Origin of the sequence: Parasphingorhabdus sp. DH2-15 (genome assembly GCF_051668705.1) — a bacterium.
Classification (GTDB): domain Bacteria; phylum Pseudomonadota; class Alphaproteobacteria; order Sphingomonadales; family Sphingomonadaceae; genus Alterisphingorhabdus.
Map to the genome: position 1 here is coordinate 2,648,385 of NZ_CP196351.1, position 19,116 is coordinate 2,667,500.

Annotated in this window: 8 protein-coding genes, 1 tRNA gene and 2 rRNA genes; 4 read left to right on the top strand and 7 right to left on the bottom strand. The window is 49.7% G+C overall.

The features are described from left to right. Positions 1 to 107 precede the first annotated feature (107 nt). Together ACR9YC_RS12365 and ACR9YC_RS12370 are read left to right on the top strand one after the other, a co-directional pair. Positions 108 to 3,404: a VPS10 domain-containing protein gene (locus tag ACR9YC_RS12365; RefSeq protein WP_438728099.1), complete on the top strand. Its 3,297-nt coding sequence runs from the start codon at positions 108 to 110 to the stop codon at positions 3,402 to 3,404. Positions 3,405 to 3,474: 70 nt separating this feature from the next. Then, on the top strand, positions 3,475 to 3,993 hold the full coding sequence (locus ACR9YC_RS12370; RefSeq protein WP_438728102.1) for a PepSY domain-containing protein: 519 nt from the start codon (positions 3,475 to 3,477) through the stop codon (positions 3,991 to 3,993). Positions 3,994 to 4,048: 55 nt separating this feature from the next. On the opposite strand, the gene ACR9YC_RS12375 is transcribed toward ACR9YC_RS12370, so the two are convergent. The 4 genes from ACR9YC_RS12375 to ACR9YC_RS12390 form a co-directional block, all read right to left on the bottom strand. Continuing rightward, positions 4,049 to 6,082 carry a glycoside hydrolase family 97 protein gene (locus ACR9YC_RS12375; RefSeq protein ID WP_438728104.1) on the bottom strand — a complete coding sequence of 678 codons (2,034 nt, stop codon included), beginning with the start codon at positions 6,080 to 6,082 and terminating at the stop codon, positions 4,049 to 4,051. Continuing rightward, a complete protein-coding gene (locus ACR9YC_RS12380; protein ID WP_438728106.1) occupies positions 6,079 to 7,704 on the bottom strand; it encodes an alpha-glucosidase in 1,626 nt (541 codons plus the stop codon). The genes ACR9YC_RS12375 and ACR9YC_RS12380 overlap by 4 nt, the downstream gene beginning before the upstream one ends. Further along, positions 7,701 to 9,542 (bottom strand): alpha-amylase family glycosyl hydrolase, encoded by a 1,842-nt coding sequence (locus tag ACR9YC_RS12385; RefSeq protein WP_438728109.1) that lies wholly within the window; start codon positions 9,540 to 9,542, stop codon positions 7,701 to 7,703. The genes ACR9YC_RS12380 and ACR9YC_RS12385 overlap by 4 nt, the downstream gene beginning before the upstream one ends. Positions 9,543 to 9,697: 155 nt before the next feature. After that, positions 9,698 to 12,556, bottom strand: coding sequence for a TonB-dependent receptor (locus ACR9YC_RS12390; protein WP_438728111.1), 2,859 nt, complete (start codon positions 12,554 to 12,556; stop codon positions 9,698 to 9,700). A 260-nt stretch (positions 12,557 to 12,816) separates the two neighbouring features. Between ACR9YC_RS12390 and ACR9YC_RS12395 the strand changes: the two genes are divergently transcribed. Both ACR9YC_RS12395 and ACR9YC_RS12400 read left to right on the top strand, forming a co-directional pair. Next, positions 12,817 to 13,869 (top strand): LacI family DNA-binding transcriptional regulator, encoded by a 1,053-nt coding sequence (locus ACR9YC_RS12395; protein WP_438728113.1) that lies wholly within the window; start codon positions 12,817 to 12,819, stop codon positions 13,867 to 13,869. 96 nt (positions 13,870 to 13,965) lie between these two features. Next, positions 13,966 to 15,498, top strand: a complete 1,533-nt coding sequence (locus tag ACR9YC_RS12400; protein ID WP_438728115.1) for an MFS transporter — start codon at positions 13,966 to 13,968, stop codon at positions 15,496 to 15,498. Positions 15,499 to 15,738: 240 nt separating this feature from the next. Here ACR9YC_RS12400 and ACR9YC_RS12405 read toward each other — a convergent pair. The 3 genes from ACR9YC_RS12405 to ACR9YC_RS12415 form a co-directional block, all read right to left on the bottom strand. Next, a tRNA-Met gene (locus ACR9YC_RS12405) sits at positions 15,739 to 15,815 on the bottom strand. A 183-nt stretch (positions 15,816 to 15,998) separates the two neighbouring features. Next, positions 15,999 to 16,113: ribosomal RNA gene (gene rrf, locus ACR9YC_RS12410) — 5S ribosomal RNA — on the bottom strand. A gap of 143 nt (positions 16,114 to 16,256) precedes the next feature. Beyond that, positions 16,257 to 19,047: ribosomal RNA gene (locus tag ACR9YC_RS12415) — 23S ribosomal RNA — on the bottom strand. Between the last annotated feature and the right edge of the window lie 69 nt (positions 19,048 to 19,116).

A 19,116-nucleotide genomic window follows, 5' to 3' on the forward strand; every position in this document is an offset into this window, starting at 1 on the left:
CCACCTTCATACGTTACGTTACAATTATTCTTGCGGCCGATTTACCCCCTTTGCAAATAGAGCGATTATGCTAGCCTGATGCCCTGAATATCGGAAAAGGGGCGAACATGCGGGTAACAAGTTTCTTCATTTGGTGTGCGTTGACCATCTCTATTGGCAGCTTGATTCCGTCACATTCATCCGCTCAATCATCCCAAACATCATCTGAGGCAGAGGACCAACCCCCGCTCTCCAGCCCGACTTTCGACGCCTTTAAGCTACGCAATATCGGGCCTGCTTTCATGTCTGGCCGGATTGCCGACATCGCCATTGTTCAGGATGACCCTGCAACCTGGTATGTTGCGGTGGGTTCCGGCGGCGTTTGGAAGACGCAAAATGCGGGCACCACTTGGGTGTCATTATTTGACGGTCAAGGCTCCTATTCTATCGGCGCGCTAGGGCTAGACCCGTCTGACCCCAGCACAATCTGGGTCGGCACGGGGGAGAATAATGGCGGGCGGCATATTGGCTATGGCGATGGCATCTACAAATCCAATGATGGCGGCAAGAGCTGGACCAAAATGGGTTTGGAGGCATCGGAACATATCTCCAAGATCATTGTCCACCCTGATGATCCCAACACTGTCTGGGTCGCTTCGCAAGGCCCGCTCTGGTCTGCAGGCGGTCAACGCGGCATCTTCAAAACCACCGATGGCGGAAAGACTTGGGAAAATACCCTGTCATCCGGCCCCTATACTGGTGCGACCGACCTTATTATTGATCCGCGCAACCCTGACAGGTTTTATGCCGCCATGTGGCAGCACCAGCGCACCGTCGCTACCTATGTGGGCGGTGGACCGGAAAGCGGGCTTTGGAAATCAGAGGATGGCGGCGCGACATGGAGTGAACTGACCGCTGGTCTGCCACAGGGCAATATGGGCAAGATCGGCCTTGCTGTCTCCCCCATGCGACCTGATGTGGTCTATGCCGCCATTGAGGAAGACCGGCGCACTGGCGGCGTTTGGAAATCGACCAATCGCGGCGCAAGCTGGGAAAAAATGTCAGATACAGTCGGAGCTGGTACCGGCCCCCATTATTACCAGGAACTTTATGCCAGCCCGCACGCCTTTGACCGTATCTATATGGTGTCCAACACCACGCAAATATCCAACGATGGCGGCGCGACATGGAGTGACCTCAACAATGAGTATAAACATGTTGACGATCACGCTATTGCCTTCCGCCCTGATGACCCGGATTATATTCTGTTCGGATCAGACGGCGGTCTGTACGAAAGCTATGACAACACAAAGACCTGGCGCTTCATCAACAATCTGCCGGTAACACAATTCTACAAAGTCGCTGTCGATGATGCGGAGCCATTTTACTTTGTCTATGGCGGCACGCAGGATAATAATTCGCAAGGTGGCCCGTCACGCACCGATAATCGCCACGGTATCCGCAATTCAGATTGGTTTATCACCCTGTTTGCAGATGGGCATCAATCGGCCATAGAACCGGGCAACCCCAATATCATGTATGCCGAATGGCAGCAGGGCAACCTTGCCCGTGTTGACCGAATTACGGGTGAGGTGGTGCATATTCAGCCGCAAGCCGCTCCGGGCGACCCCATTGAACGCTGGAATTGGGATGCCCCTATATTTGTCAGCCAGCACCAACCAACGCGCCTATATTTCGCTTCTCAACGGGTTTGGCGCTCGAATAATCGCGGGGATAGCTGGACAGCCATTTCCGGCGACCTAACGCGCAATCAGGACCGTTTGCAATTGCCGGTGCAAGGCCGCAAATGGAGCTGGGATGCTGGATGGGATTTGCGCGCTATGTCGCAATATAACACCATTACCTCATTGGGCGAATCGCCGCTCAATCCGGATATTCTTTATGCTGGCACTGATGATGGCCTTATCCAGATCACTGAAAATGGCGGCGCAAGCTGGCGCAAAGTGGAGGTTGGCTCTCTGCCCGGCGTACCCGCCACGGCTTTTGTCAATGATATCAGGGCAGATTTGTTTAATGAAAATACGGTCTATATCGCGCTCGATAATCACAAATATGGCGATTATAAACCCTATCTGCTGAAGAGCACAGATCGTGGCCGCAGCTGGACCAGCATTGCCGCCGATATTCCGGACCGCCATATCACATGGCGCATTGTGCAGGATCACAAAAACCCAAATCTGTTGTTTAGCGCAACCGAATTTGGCCTGTTTTTCACGCTCGATGGTGGGCGCAAATGGGTGAAGATGACAGGCGATGCGCCCACTATTTCCTTCCGCGATGTCACTATACAGCGCCGTGAGGATGATTTGGTCGCCGCCAGCTTTGGTCGCGGATTCTTCATTGTTGATGATATCGCCCCGCTGCGTAGCTTGAGCGAGGCAAGCCTGAACCAAGAAGCTATGCTGTTCCCTGGCCGAAAAGCATTATGGTATATTGAACAGCATCCATTGGCCTTTTCCGAAGGAGGTTCGCAAGGGCACGGCTTTTTCCGTGCGCCCAACCCGGCTTTTGGTGCCAATTTCACCTATTATCTGGGTGATGATATCAATTCATTGAAAGAAAGCCGCCAGAAAAGGGAAAAGCCGCTTAATGAACAGGGGAAGGACACACCGTTCCCGGGCTTTGCCGCGATTACTAGCGAGCTACAGGAAACTGGCCCCACCGTCATGCTGACCGTGCGTGATGCGGATGGCAATGTGGTCCGGCGCCTAAAAGGCCCAGCGAAAAAAGGGTTTCACCGCGTAAATTGGGATTTGCGTTTTCCCGATAGCAGTATTGCTGCTCCGCCCCGGGAAGATGGCGATGAACCGACAGGCTTCTTGGTTTCTCCCGGCCAGTATACGGTTTCACTGTCTAAGCGTGTGCGTGGACAAACAACTCAGCTTGTTGGCCCTCAGCCCTTTACAGTTGAGCGACTGCGCGATGGCGCTTTGCCTCCGCAAGAAGATGCTGCGCAATTCTGGGCTGACATAGCGGCATTTGACCGGTCTGTGACCGCCGCAGCTAGCATTTTAAGCGAGCTGGACAAGAAGGCCGGCCTATTGGCAATAGCTGCAGAACGCGCCCAAGGCGGTGACCCTGTAGCGCTGGACAATCAATGGCAGACAATCCGCGATGAGCTCAATATTCTCAATGCAATGCTGAATGGCAATCCAGCTCGCAACGCATTGTGGGAACGCACTCAGCCAACGGTGCGCAGCCGTTTGGGAATCATTCTGACTGGCCTTGGCGCTTCAACCTATGGCCCGACCGACACACACCGCCAGCAATTCGGATTTGCCCAGTCAGAATTTGCAACTATTCGTGAGCGTTTGACACAGTTGGTAGAGCAGAGAATTCCTGCCTTTGAACAGGCATTGATTGCTGCAGGCGCGCCCTATGTGCCGGGTGGCAAAATACCCTGATATTGGCCGCGAGAGTGAAATATTCTAGCAGCAAGCACTGCGCTTGTGATGCTCTTCAAGGATTGATGAAGTGAATCTCAAACGCCTAATGCGCCAGATACATTATTGGCTGTCACTCGCTGTGTTGTTACCCGCAGGCATTATGTTTCTGGCCGGCATCGTGCTGATGTTGAAGAAGGAGATCGATTGGATACAGCCGCCAACATATCGCGGTGTGGCTGAGCAGCAGATCCCCGAAATAAGCTATCAACAGATACTGACCGCCGTACAGACAGAACCGAAAGCGCATATCACCCAATGGTCAGACATTGACCGCATTGATATTCGCCCGGGCAAAGGCATCGCAAAAATTCAGGCCAAATCAGGTTGGGAAATCCAGATAGATACCAAGACCGCCAAGATTCTCAGCACAGCCTATCGCCGATCAGACTGGATAGAAAGCCTACATGATGGCTCCTATTTCGCCGATGGTGTTAAGCTCTATGTCTTCCTGCCAGCAGGTATCTTATTATTTATAATGTGGGGGACAGGCATATATCTCTTCCTGCTACCAAGATTACGCAAAAAGAGGAAAAGCAAAGCCGCGTAGCTGGCAAATTTATCGGTTGCGCGAGACAGCAAAAACATATCTGGTGCCTATCAGGTTATTGAACCGGCTTTACCTGCACCGCGAACCCACCGCCCGGAGCAATTTTCAACTTGAGCGTATCAGCCCCAGTGACGCGTCGTTCCTCGATCTTCACATCAAAGCGTGCATCGCCCTCAAAATGAGCGTCAGGACCATCGCGATATATACGAGCGATATATGCGCGGTTCCGATCAAGAAATTTAAGCTCTACCGCAGCATCATAACCATCCTCATTAGCTATCCCGCCCAGATACCATGCATCACTGTTGCGATCTTTGCGCGCAATAATGGCATAATCACCAATTGCAGCGTCCAACACGATGCTCTGTGCCCAATCCACCGGCACGTCTTTGATAAATTGAAACGCCTCCGGATATTCGGCATAATGTTCGGGCAGGTCGGCGACCATCTGAATAGGTGAGTAAATTGCTACATATTCCGCAAGAGCGCGCGCCTGTGTCATTTGCAAAGGCTGACCACGTCCTTCCAGACTCAATATCCCGGGTGTATAATCCATTGGCCCTGATAACATGCGCGTAAATAGCATGATGGGGACTTCGCTTGGTCCATTAGGCGGATTGCCCCATGCATTGAATTCCATGCCGCGTGCGCCTTCCCGGCTGACCCAATTGGGATAAGTGCGGCGCAAACCCGTATCTTTCACAGGCTCATGCGGGTTAATCGCAATTTTGCGCTTCGCTGCTTCCCTTACCACATGCAAATGATGCCGCGTCATCACTTGGCTTTCAGTACATTCGCGCGTCTCGCGCCCATCAGCATGCACATAGCGCAAATTGCAAGCGTCTGTAACATAACCGGTTTTGATGGTCTTGACGCCGTTAGTCGCCATCAAATCCAGAGCATCTTGTAATTGCGCTTCATAATTTCCGACATCGCCGGACGTTTCATGATGCCCGATTATTGGCACACCTTTTTGTCGGGCGTAGCGTGCCAGCTCAGCAAAATCATAATCCGGATAGCTCTGAGTAAAACTGAACAGGCTGCCATTAAAATACCAATTGCCATCCCATCCAATATTCCACCCTTCAACCAACACACCTTCAAAGCCATGCTCGGCAGCAAAATCAATATAGCGCTTGGTATTTTCGGTCGTCGCACCATGTTTTGGACCCGAACCCCAGCTTTCTTCATCCAAATGGAGCGACCACCAGATGCCGACATATTTATGCGGTTTGAACCAACTTACATCGCCCAGCTTATTAGGTTCATTCAAATTCAAATCGATATCGCTCATCGCCAGGCCAGCCGCATTTTTGGAGATGCGTAAAGTGCGCCATGGTGTAGCAAATGGCACTGTACGCGCGGCCCTTGCGGCACTTGCCCCGGTTGGAGCGAGAGTGGCACGGAAATTTGTGCCGGTCGTCCGTTTAACCCACATGCCAGCAAAATCGACCAATGCCGCTTCGTGGATTGCTAGGTGTGTTCCGCTCTGCAAACGAAATGTCAAAGGCGTGTGCGCTAATGAAACAGCGCCAATGGGCGTCTCTTCATAAAGATATTCATAGCGGTTCCACTCACCACCAGGGATCCACCATGCAGTACCCTCTTGCGCCACATTAAATTCGGTCAGCTCATCAGCGATTTTTAATTCATCGCCAACGCTTCGACTATCAAACAGATAGCGGAACCCAACGCCGTCATCAAAAACACGGAACAGAACGGAAAATTGCCGTTTTTCATCGGTCGCTTCCTCAAAACGGACCATAAGCTGATTATGATGATCACGCACAAATTGGCGCTGACCCCAGGGCTGCTCCCAAGTCGTATCATTACTGGAGCGGGAGGCCGATATAATTGACAGCCTGCGCTCCAACTTATCTTGATCTGCAAGCAAGAAACCCAATCGACTGGGCAAGATCAGATCATCACCTTGAAACTCTATCGCATAATAAGGCCGCCCCTCACCATCCACGGCAATAGTAACGGCAATCTCACCATTTGGAGAGTGAACTATTTCTTGTGCCTTTGCAGAATGAGTCACGGCTGTCACGAAGCTGATGATCAATGCGATCCAGATATAGATTCTCATTTTTTGAAAATTCCTGCGCCAAATGGTGGAAGGGTCTCAACATCAGCACCGTTGACGCTCAGGATCATTTCACCGATGTCAGCAGATTGACCATGGCACACAGCTTCCCTGCCAAGGTTGAAAACACATAATATAGTTTCATCGCGCATGGTGCGCTCCAGAATTAAGAGATTCCCGTTCGCCTCTGATCGACTGAGCGCGCCATGCCGCAACGCAGAATGAGAGCGTCTAAGGCCAAGCATCTCACGCATGTGATGAAGAAAAGACTGAGGATCATTTTCTTGCTTGTCGACGGCCAATTCTGGGTGATCCTCACCTAAAGGAAGCCATGGCTCAACATCGGTAAAACCACAATGCCGTTCATGGCTCGCCCATGGGATAGGCGTTCGCGCACCATCTCTAGACAAAGTGAGAGGCCAATTGGTTCTGGCTTCGGGATCATGCAGCATATCAAAGGGAATTTCGACCTGAGTAAGGGCCAGTTCTTCACCATTATAGATAATGATATTGCCCCTCAAGCAAACCAACAAGGCTGCTTTAAGGCGGCTGGCCTTCATACGATCCTGCTCCGACCACCAACGCGAGGCCGCACGCGGAGCATCATGGTTTTCAAATGCCCAGCTAGGCCAGCCGGTGCCGGGCTCATCAGGCCATTCAGCCAAAGCACTGCAAACCAGTTGTGGGGTCAAATGGTCGGCATATAAGAAATTGAAACCATAAGCCGAATTCAGGCGTTGATCGCCTTCAGTAAAGACCTTCATCTCCGTTTCAGCTTCATCTCCACCCACTTCTGCCACAGTGAAAATCGTATCATAGCGGTCGGTAAGCTCTCGAATGCGCGACACAAACCCAGCTATGTCGGGGTGAGATTGATTATAGATGCTTTTCTGGAAATCAAACGGACGGCTCCTCTGTTTATTGCTGGGAGGTGCTGCTGGATTGTCACGCAATTGGGGATCGTGCATCGCAAAGTTAAGAGCATCAAGGCGAAAGCCATCGACACCGCGATCAAGCCAGAATTGTGCAACGCCTAACAAAGCATCTTGCACATCAGGATTGTGCCCGTTCAATTGAGGCTGGCAGCTGAGAAAATTATGCAAATAATATTGACTGCGCCGCGCATCCCATGTCCAGGCTGGCCCGCCAAAAACACTTTGCCAATTTGACGGCGGAGACCCATCCGGCTTGGCATCTGCCCAAACGAACCAATCTGCTTTTGCATTATCACGGCTACTTCTGCTTTCGGCAAACCAGGCGTGTTGATCAGATGTATGAGAATATACCTGATCAATAAGGACTTTGAGCCCATATCTTCGCGCTTCTGCAATAAGAGCGTCAAAATCAGTCAGGCTGCCAAAAATAGGATCGACGTCACAATAATCGGCAACGTCATAGCCAAAGTCTTTCATCGGACTAGTGAAAAATGGACTAATCCAAATCGCATCGACGCCCAGCGAAGCGATATAACCCATTCTTCTTGTAATGCCGGGCAGGTCACCAACACCATCGCTATTGCTATCCTGAAAACTTCTGGGATAAATTTGATAAATAGCCGCACCATGCCACCAAATGTCAGACTTGGTTAGCTTGGATGTGTCTTCCAACGAGATATGTTGGTTCACAAAGATCTCTCCTCAACCAAGCAAACCGACCAACCTAATCCAGGTAAAGAAACAGATGCGCTTCCAGGAGCAGTAACTTTGGCGGGGCAACGACCATGAAGTGCAGTCAGCGAAACAGCGTCATAATCAAGCGCTATATTCGCGGATTGCGGCTGCGTATCGGTATTGAAAGCAATCAGATATTGTTGACCGCTATCTGGGTCAAATCGAGAGACTGCGAAAATTCCTGCTTTTTGCGAGTAATGCCGTACAATTTGCTGACCTGTTGCCAGAATTGGGTGTGTCCTGCGCAGTTCTGCTAATTCCCCAATCAGCCGGTATAATGGATGTACAGTGTTGAAATTGCTCTGCGCCGTGGTCGCATCCGTGCCGATCAGCTGATTGTCATTATAGTTGGCAGTGAGGCTCGCGAACATGTCTTCGCGTGCAGCCTGATCATTGCCATCGCCAACAAAGCCTTGCTCATCCCCATAATAGATGACCGGTGCTCCTCTTAAGAGCATCAACATCGCATAACCGAGCTTCACACGGCCAAGCAGTTCTTCTGAGGCGATGCCCGGAATATCCTGCTTTATAAGGGTCGAAAACCGGCCCATATCATGGTTGCCAAGAAAGGTAGGAAGGTTGAGTGCCGCCTTTGCGCCACCTTCATACAGAACATCCCCATCAAACAGCTCATTAAGAATGAATGTGCCCTTAGCTTGACCTATGACGTCACGAACAGCCTGTTGAAAGGCAAAATCCAAAACTGCAGGAAAGCCATCACGTCTGGTATATTGCGCAATATAACCATTGTCGTGATCGTCTCTGAACACTTCTCCAAAAATATAAAAATTAGGAATTCCATTCTCATCCGCTACCTTGAGCATAGCGGGCACGAACTCTTGCCAGAATTCAGGATTCACATGGCGCGCAGTGTCAACGCGAAACCCGTCTATGGCAAAATCGCGTATCCAGCCGGCATAGATTTCAATCATACCTTTCACGACATCAGGATGTTCTGTGAACAGGTCATCAAGACCGGCAAAGTCGCCAAAACGGCTACTCTCGCCAGTAAATGTCGTATCGCCGCGATTGTGATAATATAGCGGATTATTCAACCAAGCCGGCGCCTTAACATTGCGTTCTGCTTCAGGAACCACGGGTGTGTAAGCATAACTAGGATCAACCAAGCGTGAGAAATTTTCTGTATCGCGAATAGTGTCGCCGCGGAAACCGGGATTAATCTCCCTGCCATCAAGGCCCAGCTTTCGGGAATAAGGGAAATCGCCACGACTGCGATAACGATATTTGGCCTGATCACCCTCTACATAACGTATAACATCAGCCGTATGGTTAGTTATGATGTCCATATAGACTTTCATACCGCGCGCATGAGCCGCTTCCACAAAGGCTTTAAACTCTGCACGCGTGCCAAAATGCGGATCGGGTCTTGTGAAGTCTGTCACCCAATATCCGTGATAGCCGGCACTTTCATTCCCCTTAGGGCCTTGAACAGGTTTATTCTGAAAAATCGGCGCGAACCATATTGCCGTAACTCCAAGCCTTTCCAGATAATCCAGCCTATTGGTCAGCCCGGCAAGATCGCCACCATGGAAAAACCCCTGATGTGCAGGATCAAATCCAGTTTTCAGAGAATCCCCGCTTATCCCACCCAAATCATTGGTTGCGTCTCCATTTTCAAACCGATCAGGGAGCACGAAGTAGATTACGTCTTCTGATGGCGCTCGGCTCCGAAAGCCACTTATAGCCGGAACATCATTATCATCAGCACTCACCGCAACGTCTTGCTGCGCTCTGCCAGCATATGGAGACGCCGCAATGAAAGACGCAGTCATAAGCGCTGCAAATATCTGCCGATAATGTGAGCGTAAGCGAGACAAATGCACCTCCTTCAAAATGAACCGAGTTGGTGAGACCGTAACAACTTAATGACTTATCGCCCCATTCCCACTCGGTTCAATCACTACGATTCAATCTCTTGACATTAGGATCAGAACGAGTAGGTCGCACCTAAGAAAAATGTGCGGCCGAAGAATTGCAAGGTCCCCGTTTGCGCTCTTTGCCCAAAGAAACTGCGTGTGGGCTCGTCAGTAAAATTATTGGCCTGAGCCAGAATTTTCAAACCTCCAAGAAAGCTATCTTCAGGGAAATCATAAGAGACTTGAGCGTCAAATACAGTTTCAGAAGCGTTGGTCACAATAAGCTCTGAAATGCCAATTTGCGGTGCCACAAAACTTGTCCGGTAACGCATTCCTACGCGTGCCCCAAAACCACTTTTTTCGTAATAGACAGTTGGATTAGCGACACTTTCTGAAAGTCCAGGAAGGGGCAGATTCAGATTTTCTCCGCTGGTTGCGCTAGGAAAATCCAAATCACTTTCAGAATAAGAATAGTTCAAAATAACACCCAGGCCATCAAGCGGCGCAGGCAGGATATTAGCGAAACTATATGTCAGGTTGAATTCAACCCCCCATACAAAGCCACCATCGCCATTAACCGGTGCAAAAAGTGGGCCTGAATCCTGAACTGCAACATTGGTTGTTGGTGGTACCAGTGCAAAGCCTGCATCAGCAAAGTTGAAATCAGGCACAACGCCGCCAACGATGAAGGTTTCCAGGTCTTTATAGAAAGCTGCGACCGCCAAAATCCCGTCACTGCCGATATAATGTTCATAGCTGATGTCAAACTGATTGGCACGGAATGGGCGCAGCAGCGGATTGCCGCCACCTCCTGAAGGAACACCATCATTACCGACACTAGCACCAATTGCTCCACGCAAATCAAACAGGCTTGGGCGTGAAATCTGCCGCGTCGCAGATAAGCGCAGAACATCATTATCTGACAGGTTGAGAATGAGGTTAACAGACGGCAAAATGTCAAGATAACTGTCGCCTGCGCTAACCGGCACACGATCAGTCAAAGCATTCCCGCCCGGTATCGCAACCGTCGAACCTGACTCCTGATCAGTATATACAAACCTGACACCAATATTGCCTTGTAATGGAAGGCCGCCGGCAATCGTATCAATGTTAAACTGGAGATATCCCGACAGGACATCCTCATCGATCGTGAAACTTTGGTCCTGTGTGAAGGAAAACACATCCTGCCCCGTAGGACGACTTGTTCCGCCATCAGGGCCGAAGACAGCATCAAATGTGGCGCCTATATCGACAGCGGCAAAATCAGGAAATCCATTGGCTGCGAACGCACCACTAAAGCCACCTATACTGACCAAATCACTTGGCACGACAAAAGGCGCTCCAGGAATATTAAATGTATCAAATGACGTAATGATGCGCTCAGCATCGCGTTGGGCATAGCGCGCACCAAATTCAAAGGATTTGAAAAATCCCCCTCCCAGATCCAGATCAAAGTCGACTGCTACGGCAAACAACTCATCCGTGTCCTCTTGCGGGACCAGAAATTGACCATCAAGCAGAAATTCGGTTTGTGTATTGGTGAAGTCACCAGAAATCGCCGATATCACTGGCAGTGATAGCCCATTGGTCTGGAAAGTTGTGGAGAGCAAACCAGGAACCTGATCGGCCCTTACAAGCGCTCCAGCCGGGTCAGTAGTGAACGGTCGCAAATTGATACCGCTATTGTTAAAAAAACTCTCGCCGCGTGAAAAACTCAGATCAAGCGCTGCAGTAAAGCGATCACTAAAGTCATAAGCGATATTGCCACCCAAGGTGAATAACTCATCGGAGCGACCTTCGTCTTGGTTTACCAACTCTGTACCGAGTGAAAAACCGAATCCATTAGCGCCCAGCTGGTTTGTGAATGTCCCACCTGTAATGGCATCATTCACAACCACAGGGTTTGTGATTACTGTATCACCGCTTTGCGAGCTGAACACGCGAATACCCCGGCGGAAGACGTCAGATTCAAGCCTAGAATAATAACCGTCAATCAGTACGCGTAATTCAGGCACTGGCTCATATTGTATAACGCCGATCAGACCATCGCGTTCTTCACGGCCACCAAATTGGATCAGTTCATTACCAAAGGAACGACGATCATCGATACCATTACCATCAAAATCTTCTCCAGCAGGCGAACCGTTATTTCCAGGAAGAGGGAAATCAAACTGGACAAAACGTGTCGCAACATTGGGTTGAAACAGTCTTGCATAACCCAAAGCTAGGCCTAGCGTATCGTCAGCCAGCTTGGCCTGAATAGAACCGGATATGCGATATCCAAACTCGCCAACATCTGTGCTTTGGCCAGCATGATCATTATAAAGGCCGCGAATGTTGATGGCACCCACAAAATCATCACTATTGTCGAGTGGTCGTACAGTTTCCAGTTCTACGCGCCCTGCGATGCCACCAGCGATAATGGACGCAACAGGCGTTTTGTAGACTGCCGCCTGACGGATAAGTTCGGACGGGTATTGATTGAATTCAATCACACGGTCGCCACTTGTCGCTACTTGCTCACGGCCGTTCAAAGACGCGGACACAAGATCCTGTGACAATCCGCGAATGTTAATTGCGCTCGCTTGACCCCCAGTTCTTTGCGAGGTGACGCCAGGAAGGCGTGCCAATGATTCGGCAATAGAAGTATCCGGCAAACCTGCAATGTCATCAGCTGAAACGACATCAGCAATGAACGGCAAATCCCGCTTTTCGCTGATAGCGTTTGCGACGGAACCTCGGAAACCGGTCACAATGATGACATTCTCATCTTCACTGGTCAGATTTGTATCTGCTTGATCTTCCGCATTTTGAGCAGCGTTATCTTGAGCAAGTGCCGCTTGTGGGAAGGCAATACACGCCAATGTTGTCGAAAAGGCAGCCAAACTAACGCTGCCGACGAGTTGTGTGCGAATACGAAAACCCATCATATTACTCTCTCCTTCTGGCAATCTGCGCGTCGCTTAGCGAATAGCTGCAACGTCTTGTCGCCCCCAGACCATTGGCACCATGCCGGTCGTCTTAACCCTATGCATAAGGGCGGAAATTGGTTTTGTGGAAGACCGTATACGTATACGTTAGGTATGAACCTATTAGATGATGCTGTGATTTTTCTGTCTATAGAAGGCGAAAGTTTGCCAAAATCAAATCGGCTATGATAGTTTGGAATAATTGATTTGGGAGAGTGAATTTGGGTCGAAAGCCAACCGGCAGACCAACCAGTTTTGATATCGCATATCTGGCAGGAGTCTCACAACCTACCGTTAGCCGAGCTTTGCGCGGTGACCGATCAGTTAGTGCGAAAACTCGCTCCAAGATCGAAAAAATTGCCGCAGAGCTTAGTTACACAGTAGACAAAAATGCATCTTCTTTGAGGTCACAACGATCAAACACCATTGCCTTGCTTTTCTTCGAGGATTCGACGTCAGACAATTCCAATATCAATCCGTTTTTTCTTTCGATGCTGGGGTCCATCACCAGAGAATGCGCCAATAGAGGCCTTGATCTTATCATTTCTTTCCAAAAAATGGAGGATGACTGGCATGTACGTTATCAAGATAGCCACCGAGCCGATGGTCTTATTCTGCTCGGCTATGGTGACTATACCGAATATGAAAAAAAACTGCGTCAGCTAACCAGCCAGGGGACACATTTCGTTCGCTGGGGTTCTGTTCGTGCAGATAATATTGGTTCTACTGTGGGGTCTGATAATTTTGGTGCCGGCGAAATAGTGGGCAATCATCTTATATCCGCCGGGCGTCATAAAATTGCATTTATTGGAGAGGCGGATGAGTGCTATCCAGAGTTTGCTGACCGTTATGCAGGGTTATGCTCTGCGCTTGCAAATGCCAATATTGATGCAAATCCCGATCTGGTAATCAATGCTTTGACAAGCGAAGAAGACGGTTATCGAGCGACCAAAGTCTTGCTTAACCGCACACGCGACTTTGATGCTGTCTTTGCGGCGAGTGACTTGATTGCACTGGGCGTGCAACGCGCCCTTGCTGAAGCTGGACTAACAATACCGGATGATATTGCTCTGGTCGGTTTTGATGATCTGCCAGCAGCAAGTCATACCAATCCTCCGCTCACAACAATTAGCCAAGATTTGATGTCGGGAGGCGTTGCCCTCCTCGATGCCTTGCAAGCTTCCATCGAGAATGATGCAATCACACGGCGCAAATTTCCCGCAAAGCTAAAGATCCGTGGCAGCAGTACAGGCCGTTCATCAACTGCGGCCTAGCATCATACATTCGTATACATATTGCTGCTTTTGGTGAATGCTGTCAGCATCACATGCTCGCAGCAGAAGGATAATCTGCGCGTATAGGAGACAGCGATGACGGCACGCGAAAAGCCACGTCAGGGTTTTTGGGGCTTATGGAATATTAGCTTCGGATTTTTCGGAATTCAGATCGGCTTTGCGCTGCAAAACTCTAATATGAGCCGAGTTTTTCAAACACTTGGCGCAAATATGGACGACTTGCCTGTTTTGTGGATAGCTGCACCTCTAACGGGTCTGATTGTTCAACCGATTATTGGCTATCTGTCCGATAAAACATGGAACCGGCTGGGCCGACGAAAGCCTTATTTTCTTACAGGTGCTATTTTTGCCAGCCTCTCGCTTTTTATTATGCCATTATCGCCATCACTGGGTGCACCTTTGTTGCTGGCTGCCGCGATGCTATGGGTGCTGGATGCTTCTCTGAATATTTCCATGGAGCCGTTTCGTGCATTTGTAGGTGATATGCTGCGGACAGATCAGCATAGTGCAGGATATGCCGTACAAACCGCATTTATCGGAGTCGGAGCTGTTATCGGGTCCATTTTCCCTTTTGCTCTAGAAGCCTTAGGCGTTGCGAATATCGCGGTCGGTGGCGCTATACCGGACACAGTGAAATATAGCTTTTGGTTCGGCGCGTCAGCCCTGTTATCAGCTGTACTCTGGACGGTGGTAACGACGCGTGAATATGACGCTGAACAGTTGCGCGCCTTTGAGACACAACAAATTTCAAGGAGCAATGATAACACTGGAATACAATTAGCAAACACATCCCTATGGTCAGGCTTTTTTTGGATATCTATCGGCGCTTGCCTCACCATTTTGGTATATTTTTGGGGGCTTGAGAAGGAGATGTATTTATTAGCAGGCTTACTGGTCGGCTATGGCATATTATCTGGCATCGCAATTGCTCGTGCTCGCCGCGACAAAACTTCTGATATGTTGACAAACTTGGTCGGGGACTTTGCAGGCATGCCTCCAATTATGAAGCGCTTGGCGCTCGTCCAGTTTTTTAGTTGGTCAGCATTGTTTATTATGTGGATCAACACAACGCCTGTTGTAACACAATATGTTTTCGGTTCAACGGATACGAGCAGCATTGCTTATAATGACGGTGCGAATTGGGTGAACCTGTTATTCACTGTATATAATGGCGTCGCTGCAATTGCCGCACTCACTTTGTTGCCATTTCTGGTGCGCCGTTTCGGCCAAGTCATAACGCATATTGTCTGCCTAATATTAGGTGCAGCCGGTTTCTTGATGTTTACCATTATTCACAATCCACATGCACTGATCGTGGCTGAAGTTGGTATTGGCATTGCTTGGGCCAGTATTCTCTCCATGCCTTATGCTATTTTGGCCAGCAATCTGCCTCAAGCCAAGCTTGGTGTCTATATGGGGTTATTCAATATATTTATTGTCGTGCCGCAATTGCTTGTAGCCACGCTCATGGGACAATTGATGCTATGGTTATTTCCGGATGACCCCGTCTGGACGATGCTATTTGCCAGCATAGCTTGGGTTTTGGCAGCTCTTGCCATGGTGAGTGTAGCAAATCATATGCCTGCTAATAAGATCGCGCTGGCATAATTTCTATACTTGCACCGCAGTTATTAGATCCAAACCATAGTATAACCTACAACACATTATTTAAGGCGGATGCTCTATGGCTGAATGAGAATCAAATGTGCCTATAGGTGATATAGAAAGAGGGCCTGTTATAATCTCAGGTGCATTCATAATGCCTATAAGGCTTACATTTTTCAGAAAGTAACATTCAATAACAAATATAAAAAAAGCGCCAGTCCACTGAGCAAGCGGTTGAAATTATGGTTGCGGGAGTAGGATTTGAACCTACGACCTTCAGGTTATGAGCCTGACGAGCTACCGGACTGCTCCATCCCGCGTCACCACTATGCCGTGCATATCATATCACGGCGTGTCTGGTATAGAGACAAAAAATCCGCCTGACCAGTTGCCCGATCGGCGGATATTGCCTCATCAGATATCGAAATATCTGACCAGATTTGAAAATGTAAATGGGTTAAATTTCAACTCAAAGGTGAACTTATACACGCACCGGCTACAATGCCTGGCGACGACCTACTCTTCCAACGCTTAAGCGGTAGTACCATCGGCGCTATCCGGTTTCACGGCCGAGTTCGAGATGGGATCGGGTGGGTCACAGATGCTATGGTCACCAAGCAATGAAGCAGGTGCATGTTTCTTTAATCGATATATCATTTGATGAATATGTATTTTGCAACATATTCGGGCGTATCCGGCTGCATTATCATCCGCATCGCAAAGAGTTTTGTTATCCAAAACTGTCATTGATGGTGGGATTCTACAAGCGCGAAAAGAGTAATTAGGACCGGTTAGCTACACGCATTACTGCGCTTCCACACCCGGCCTATCAACGTGGTAGTCTTCCACGACTCTATGATAACTTATCTTGAGGGAGGCTTCCCGCTTAGATGCTTTCAGCGGTTATCCCGTCCATACATAGCTACCCTGCTGCACCACTGGCGTGATGACAGGTACACCAGAGGTATGTTCACCCCGGTCCTCTCGTACTAGGGGCAACTCCTCTCAATTATCGACGCCCACGGCAGATAGGGACCAAACTGTCTCGCGACGTTCTGAACCCAGCTCACGTACCACTTTAATTGGCGAACAGCCAAACCCTTGGGACCTGCTCCAGCCCCAGGATGTGATGAGCCGACATCGAGGTGCCAAACGATTCCGTCGATATGAGCTCTTGGGAATCATCAGCCTGTTATCCCCGGCGTACCTTTTATCCGTTGAGCGATGGCCCTTCCACGAGGGACCACCGGATCACTATGACCGACTTTCGTCTCTGCTCGACCTGTCGGTCTCGCAGTCAGGCTGGCTTATGCCATTGCACTCTAACAGACGGTTTCCAACCGTCCTGAGCCAACCATCGCGCGCCTCCGTTACTCTTTAGGAGGCGACCGCCCCAGTCAAACTACCCGCCACAGAGGGTCCCTGAACCGGTTTCACGGTTCGAGGTTAGACATCAGAAAACAATAGGGTGGTATTTCACATTATGGCTCCACTCGGACTGGCGCCCAAGTTTCAAAGCCTCCCACCTATTCTACACAATTCTTTCCTAATGCCACTCTGAAGCTGCAGTAAAGGTGCACGGGGTCTTTCCGTCTAACCGCGGGTACTCCGCATCTTCACGGAGAATTCAATTTCGCTGAGCATATTCTGGAGACAGTGGGGAAGTCGTTACGCCATTCGTGCAGGTCGGAACTTACCCGACAAGGAATTTCGCTACCTTAGGACCGTTATAGTTACGGCCGCCGTTTACTCGGGCTTCAATTCAGAGCTTGCACTCCTCCTCTTAACCTTCGAGCACCGGGCAGGCGTCAGGCCCTATACGTCGTCTTGAAGCCGACTTAGCAGAGCCCTGTGTTTTTGCTAAACAGTCGCTACCCCCTGGCTTGTGCCCCCTGCCAAAAGTTGCCTTCTGACAGGGCATCCATTTCCCGAAGTTACGGATGTAATTTGCCGAGTTCCTTCAGAATACTTCTCTCAAGCGCCTTGGTATACTCTACCTGACCACCTGTGTCGGTTTCGGGTACGGTCTATAAGAAGAGGCTATTTCCTGGATCTGCTTCGCGGCCCGATCAATCCAATAAGATCGAACAACTTACGCAAACCGTCACATCTCTTCAGGCCCACGAATATTAACGTGGTTCCCATCGACTACCCCCTTCGGGCTCGTCTTAGGGGCCGGCTTACCCTGCTCAGATTAGCTTTAAGCAGGAACCCTTGGTCTTTCGGCGACAGTGCATCTCACACTGTTTATCGCTACTCATGTCAGCATTCGCACTTCCGATATGTCCACGACCCGTTACCAGATCGCTTCAACCACTTACGGAACGCTCCGCTACCGCTGCAGTAAACTGCAACCCTAAGCTTCGGTGCATATCTTTAGCCCCGTTACATCTTCGCCGCAGGAACCCTTATTTAGACCAGTGAGCTGTTACGCTTTCTTTAAAGGATGGCTGCTTCTAAGCCAACCTCCTGGTTGTTTTGGGATTCCCACATGCTTTCCCACTTAGATATGACTTGGGGACCTTAGCTGTAGGTTAGGGCTGTTTCCCTTTTGACGACGGACCTTAGCACCCGCCGTCTGTCTCCCGGACTTGTCTCTATGGTATTCGGAGTTTGGTTAGGTTTGGTAGATCTCGCGACCCCCTAGCCCATCCAGTGCTCTACCCCCATAGGAAAACGTCCGAGGCACTACCTCAATAGTTTTCGCGGAGAACCAGCTATTTCCCGGCTTGATTGGCCTTTCACCCCTAAACACAACTCATCCGATAATTTTTCAACATTAAACGGTTCGGTCCTCCAGTGCGTGTTACCGCACCTTCAACCTGGTCATGCCTAGATCGCCGGGTTTCGGGTCTAATCCAACATACTCCATCGCCCTATTCAGACTCGCTTTCGCTGCGCCTACACCTAACGGCTTAAGCTTGCATGTTAGATTAAGTCACTGACCCATTATGCAAGAGGTACGCTGTCACCCCATATGGGGCTCCAACTGCTTGTAAGCATTCGGTTTCAGGTACTATTTCACTCCCCTCATCGGGGTGCTTTTCACCTTTCCCTCACGGTACTTGTTCGCTATCGGTCATGTACGAGTATTTAGGCTTGGAGGGTGGTCCCCCCATGTTCAGACAGAATTTCACGTGTTCCGCCCTACTCAAGTCCTTTTCAATCATTTTCGCATACGGGGCTGTCACCCACTATGGCGTTCCTTTCCAGAAACTTCTGCTAAATTATAAAAAGGCACTGGCCTGGTCCGCGTTCGCTCGCCACTACTAACGGAATCTCGGTTGATGTCTTTTCCTCCGGGTACTGAGATGTTTCAGTTCTCCGGGTTTGCTTCACCAAAGCTATGTATTCACTCTGGTAATACCTAATCCACCTCTCTCTAACCTTGCCGAAGCAAGTTTAAAAAGAAATGGTGAAGGTGGGTTCCCCCATTCGGAAATCGCGGGATCAAAGCCTGCTCACGGCTCCCCCACGCTTATCGCAGCGTGCCACGTCCTTCATCGCCTGTACATGCCAAGGCATCCACCAAATGCTCTTACCTCACGCTTGAGAATCCACACCACCAATGACAGCATTGGATCAAGTTGAAGTGCCTTGCATAAAAACACTTCGCGACAA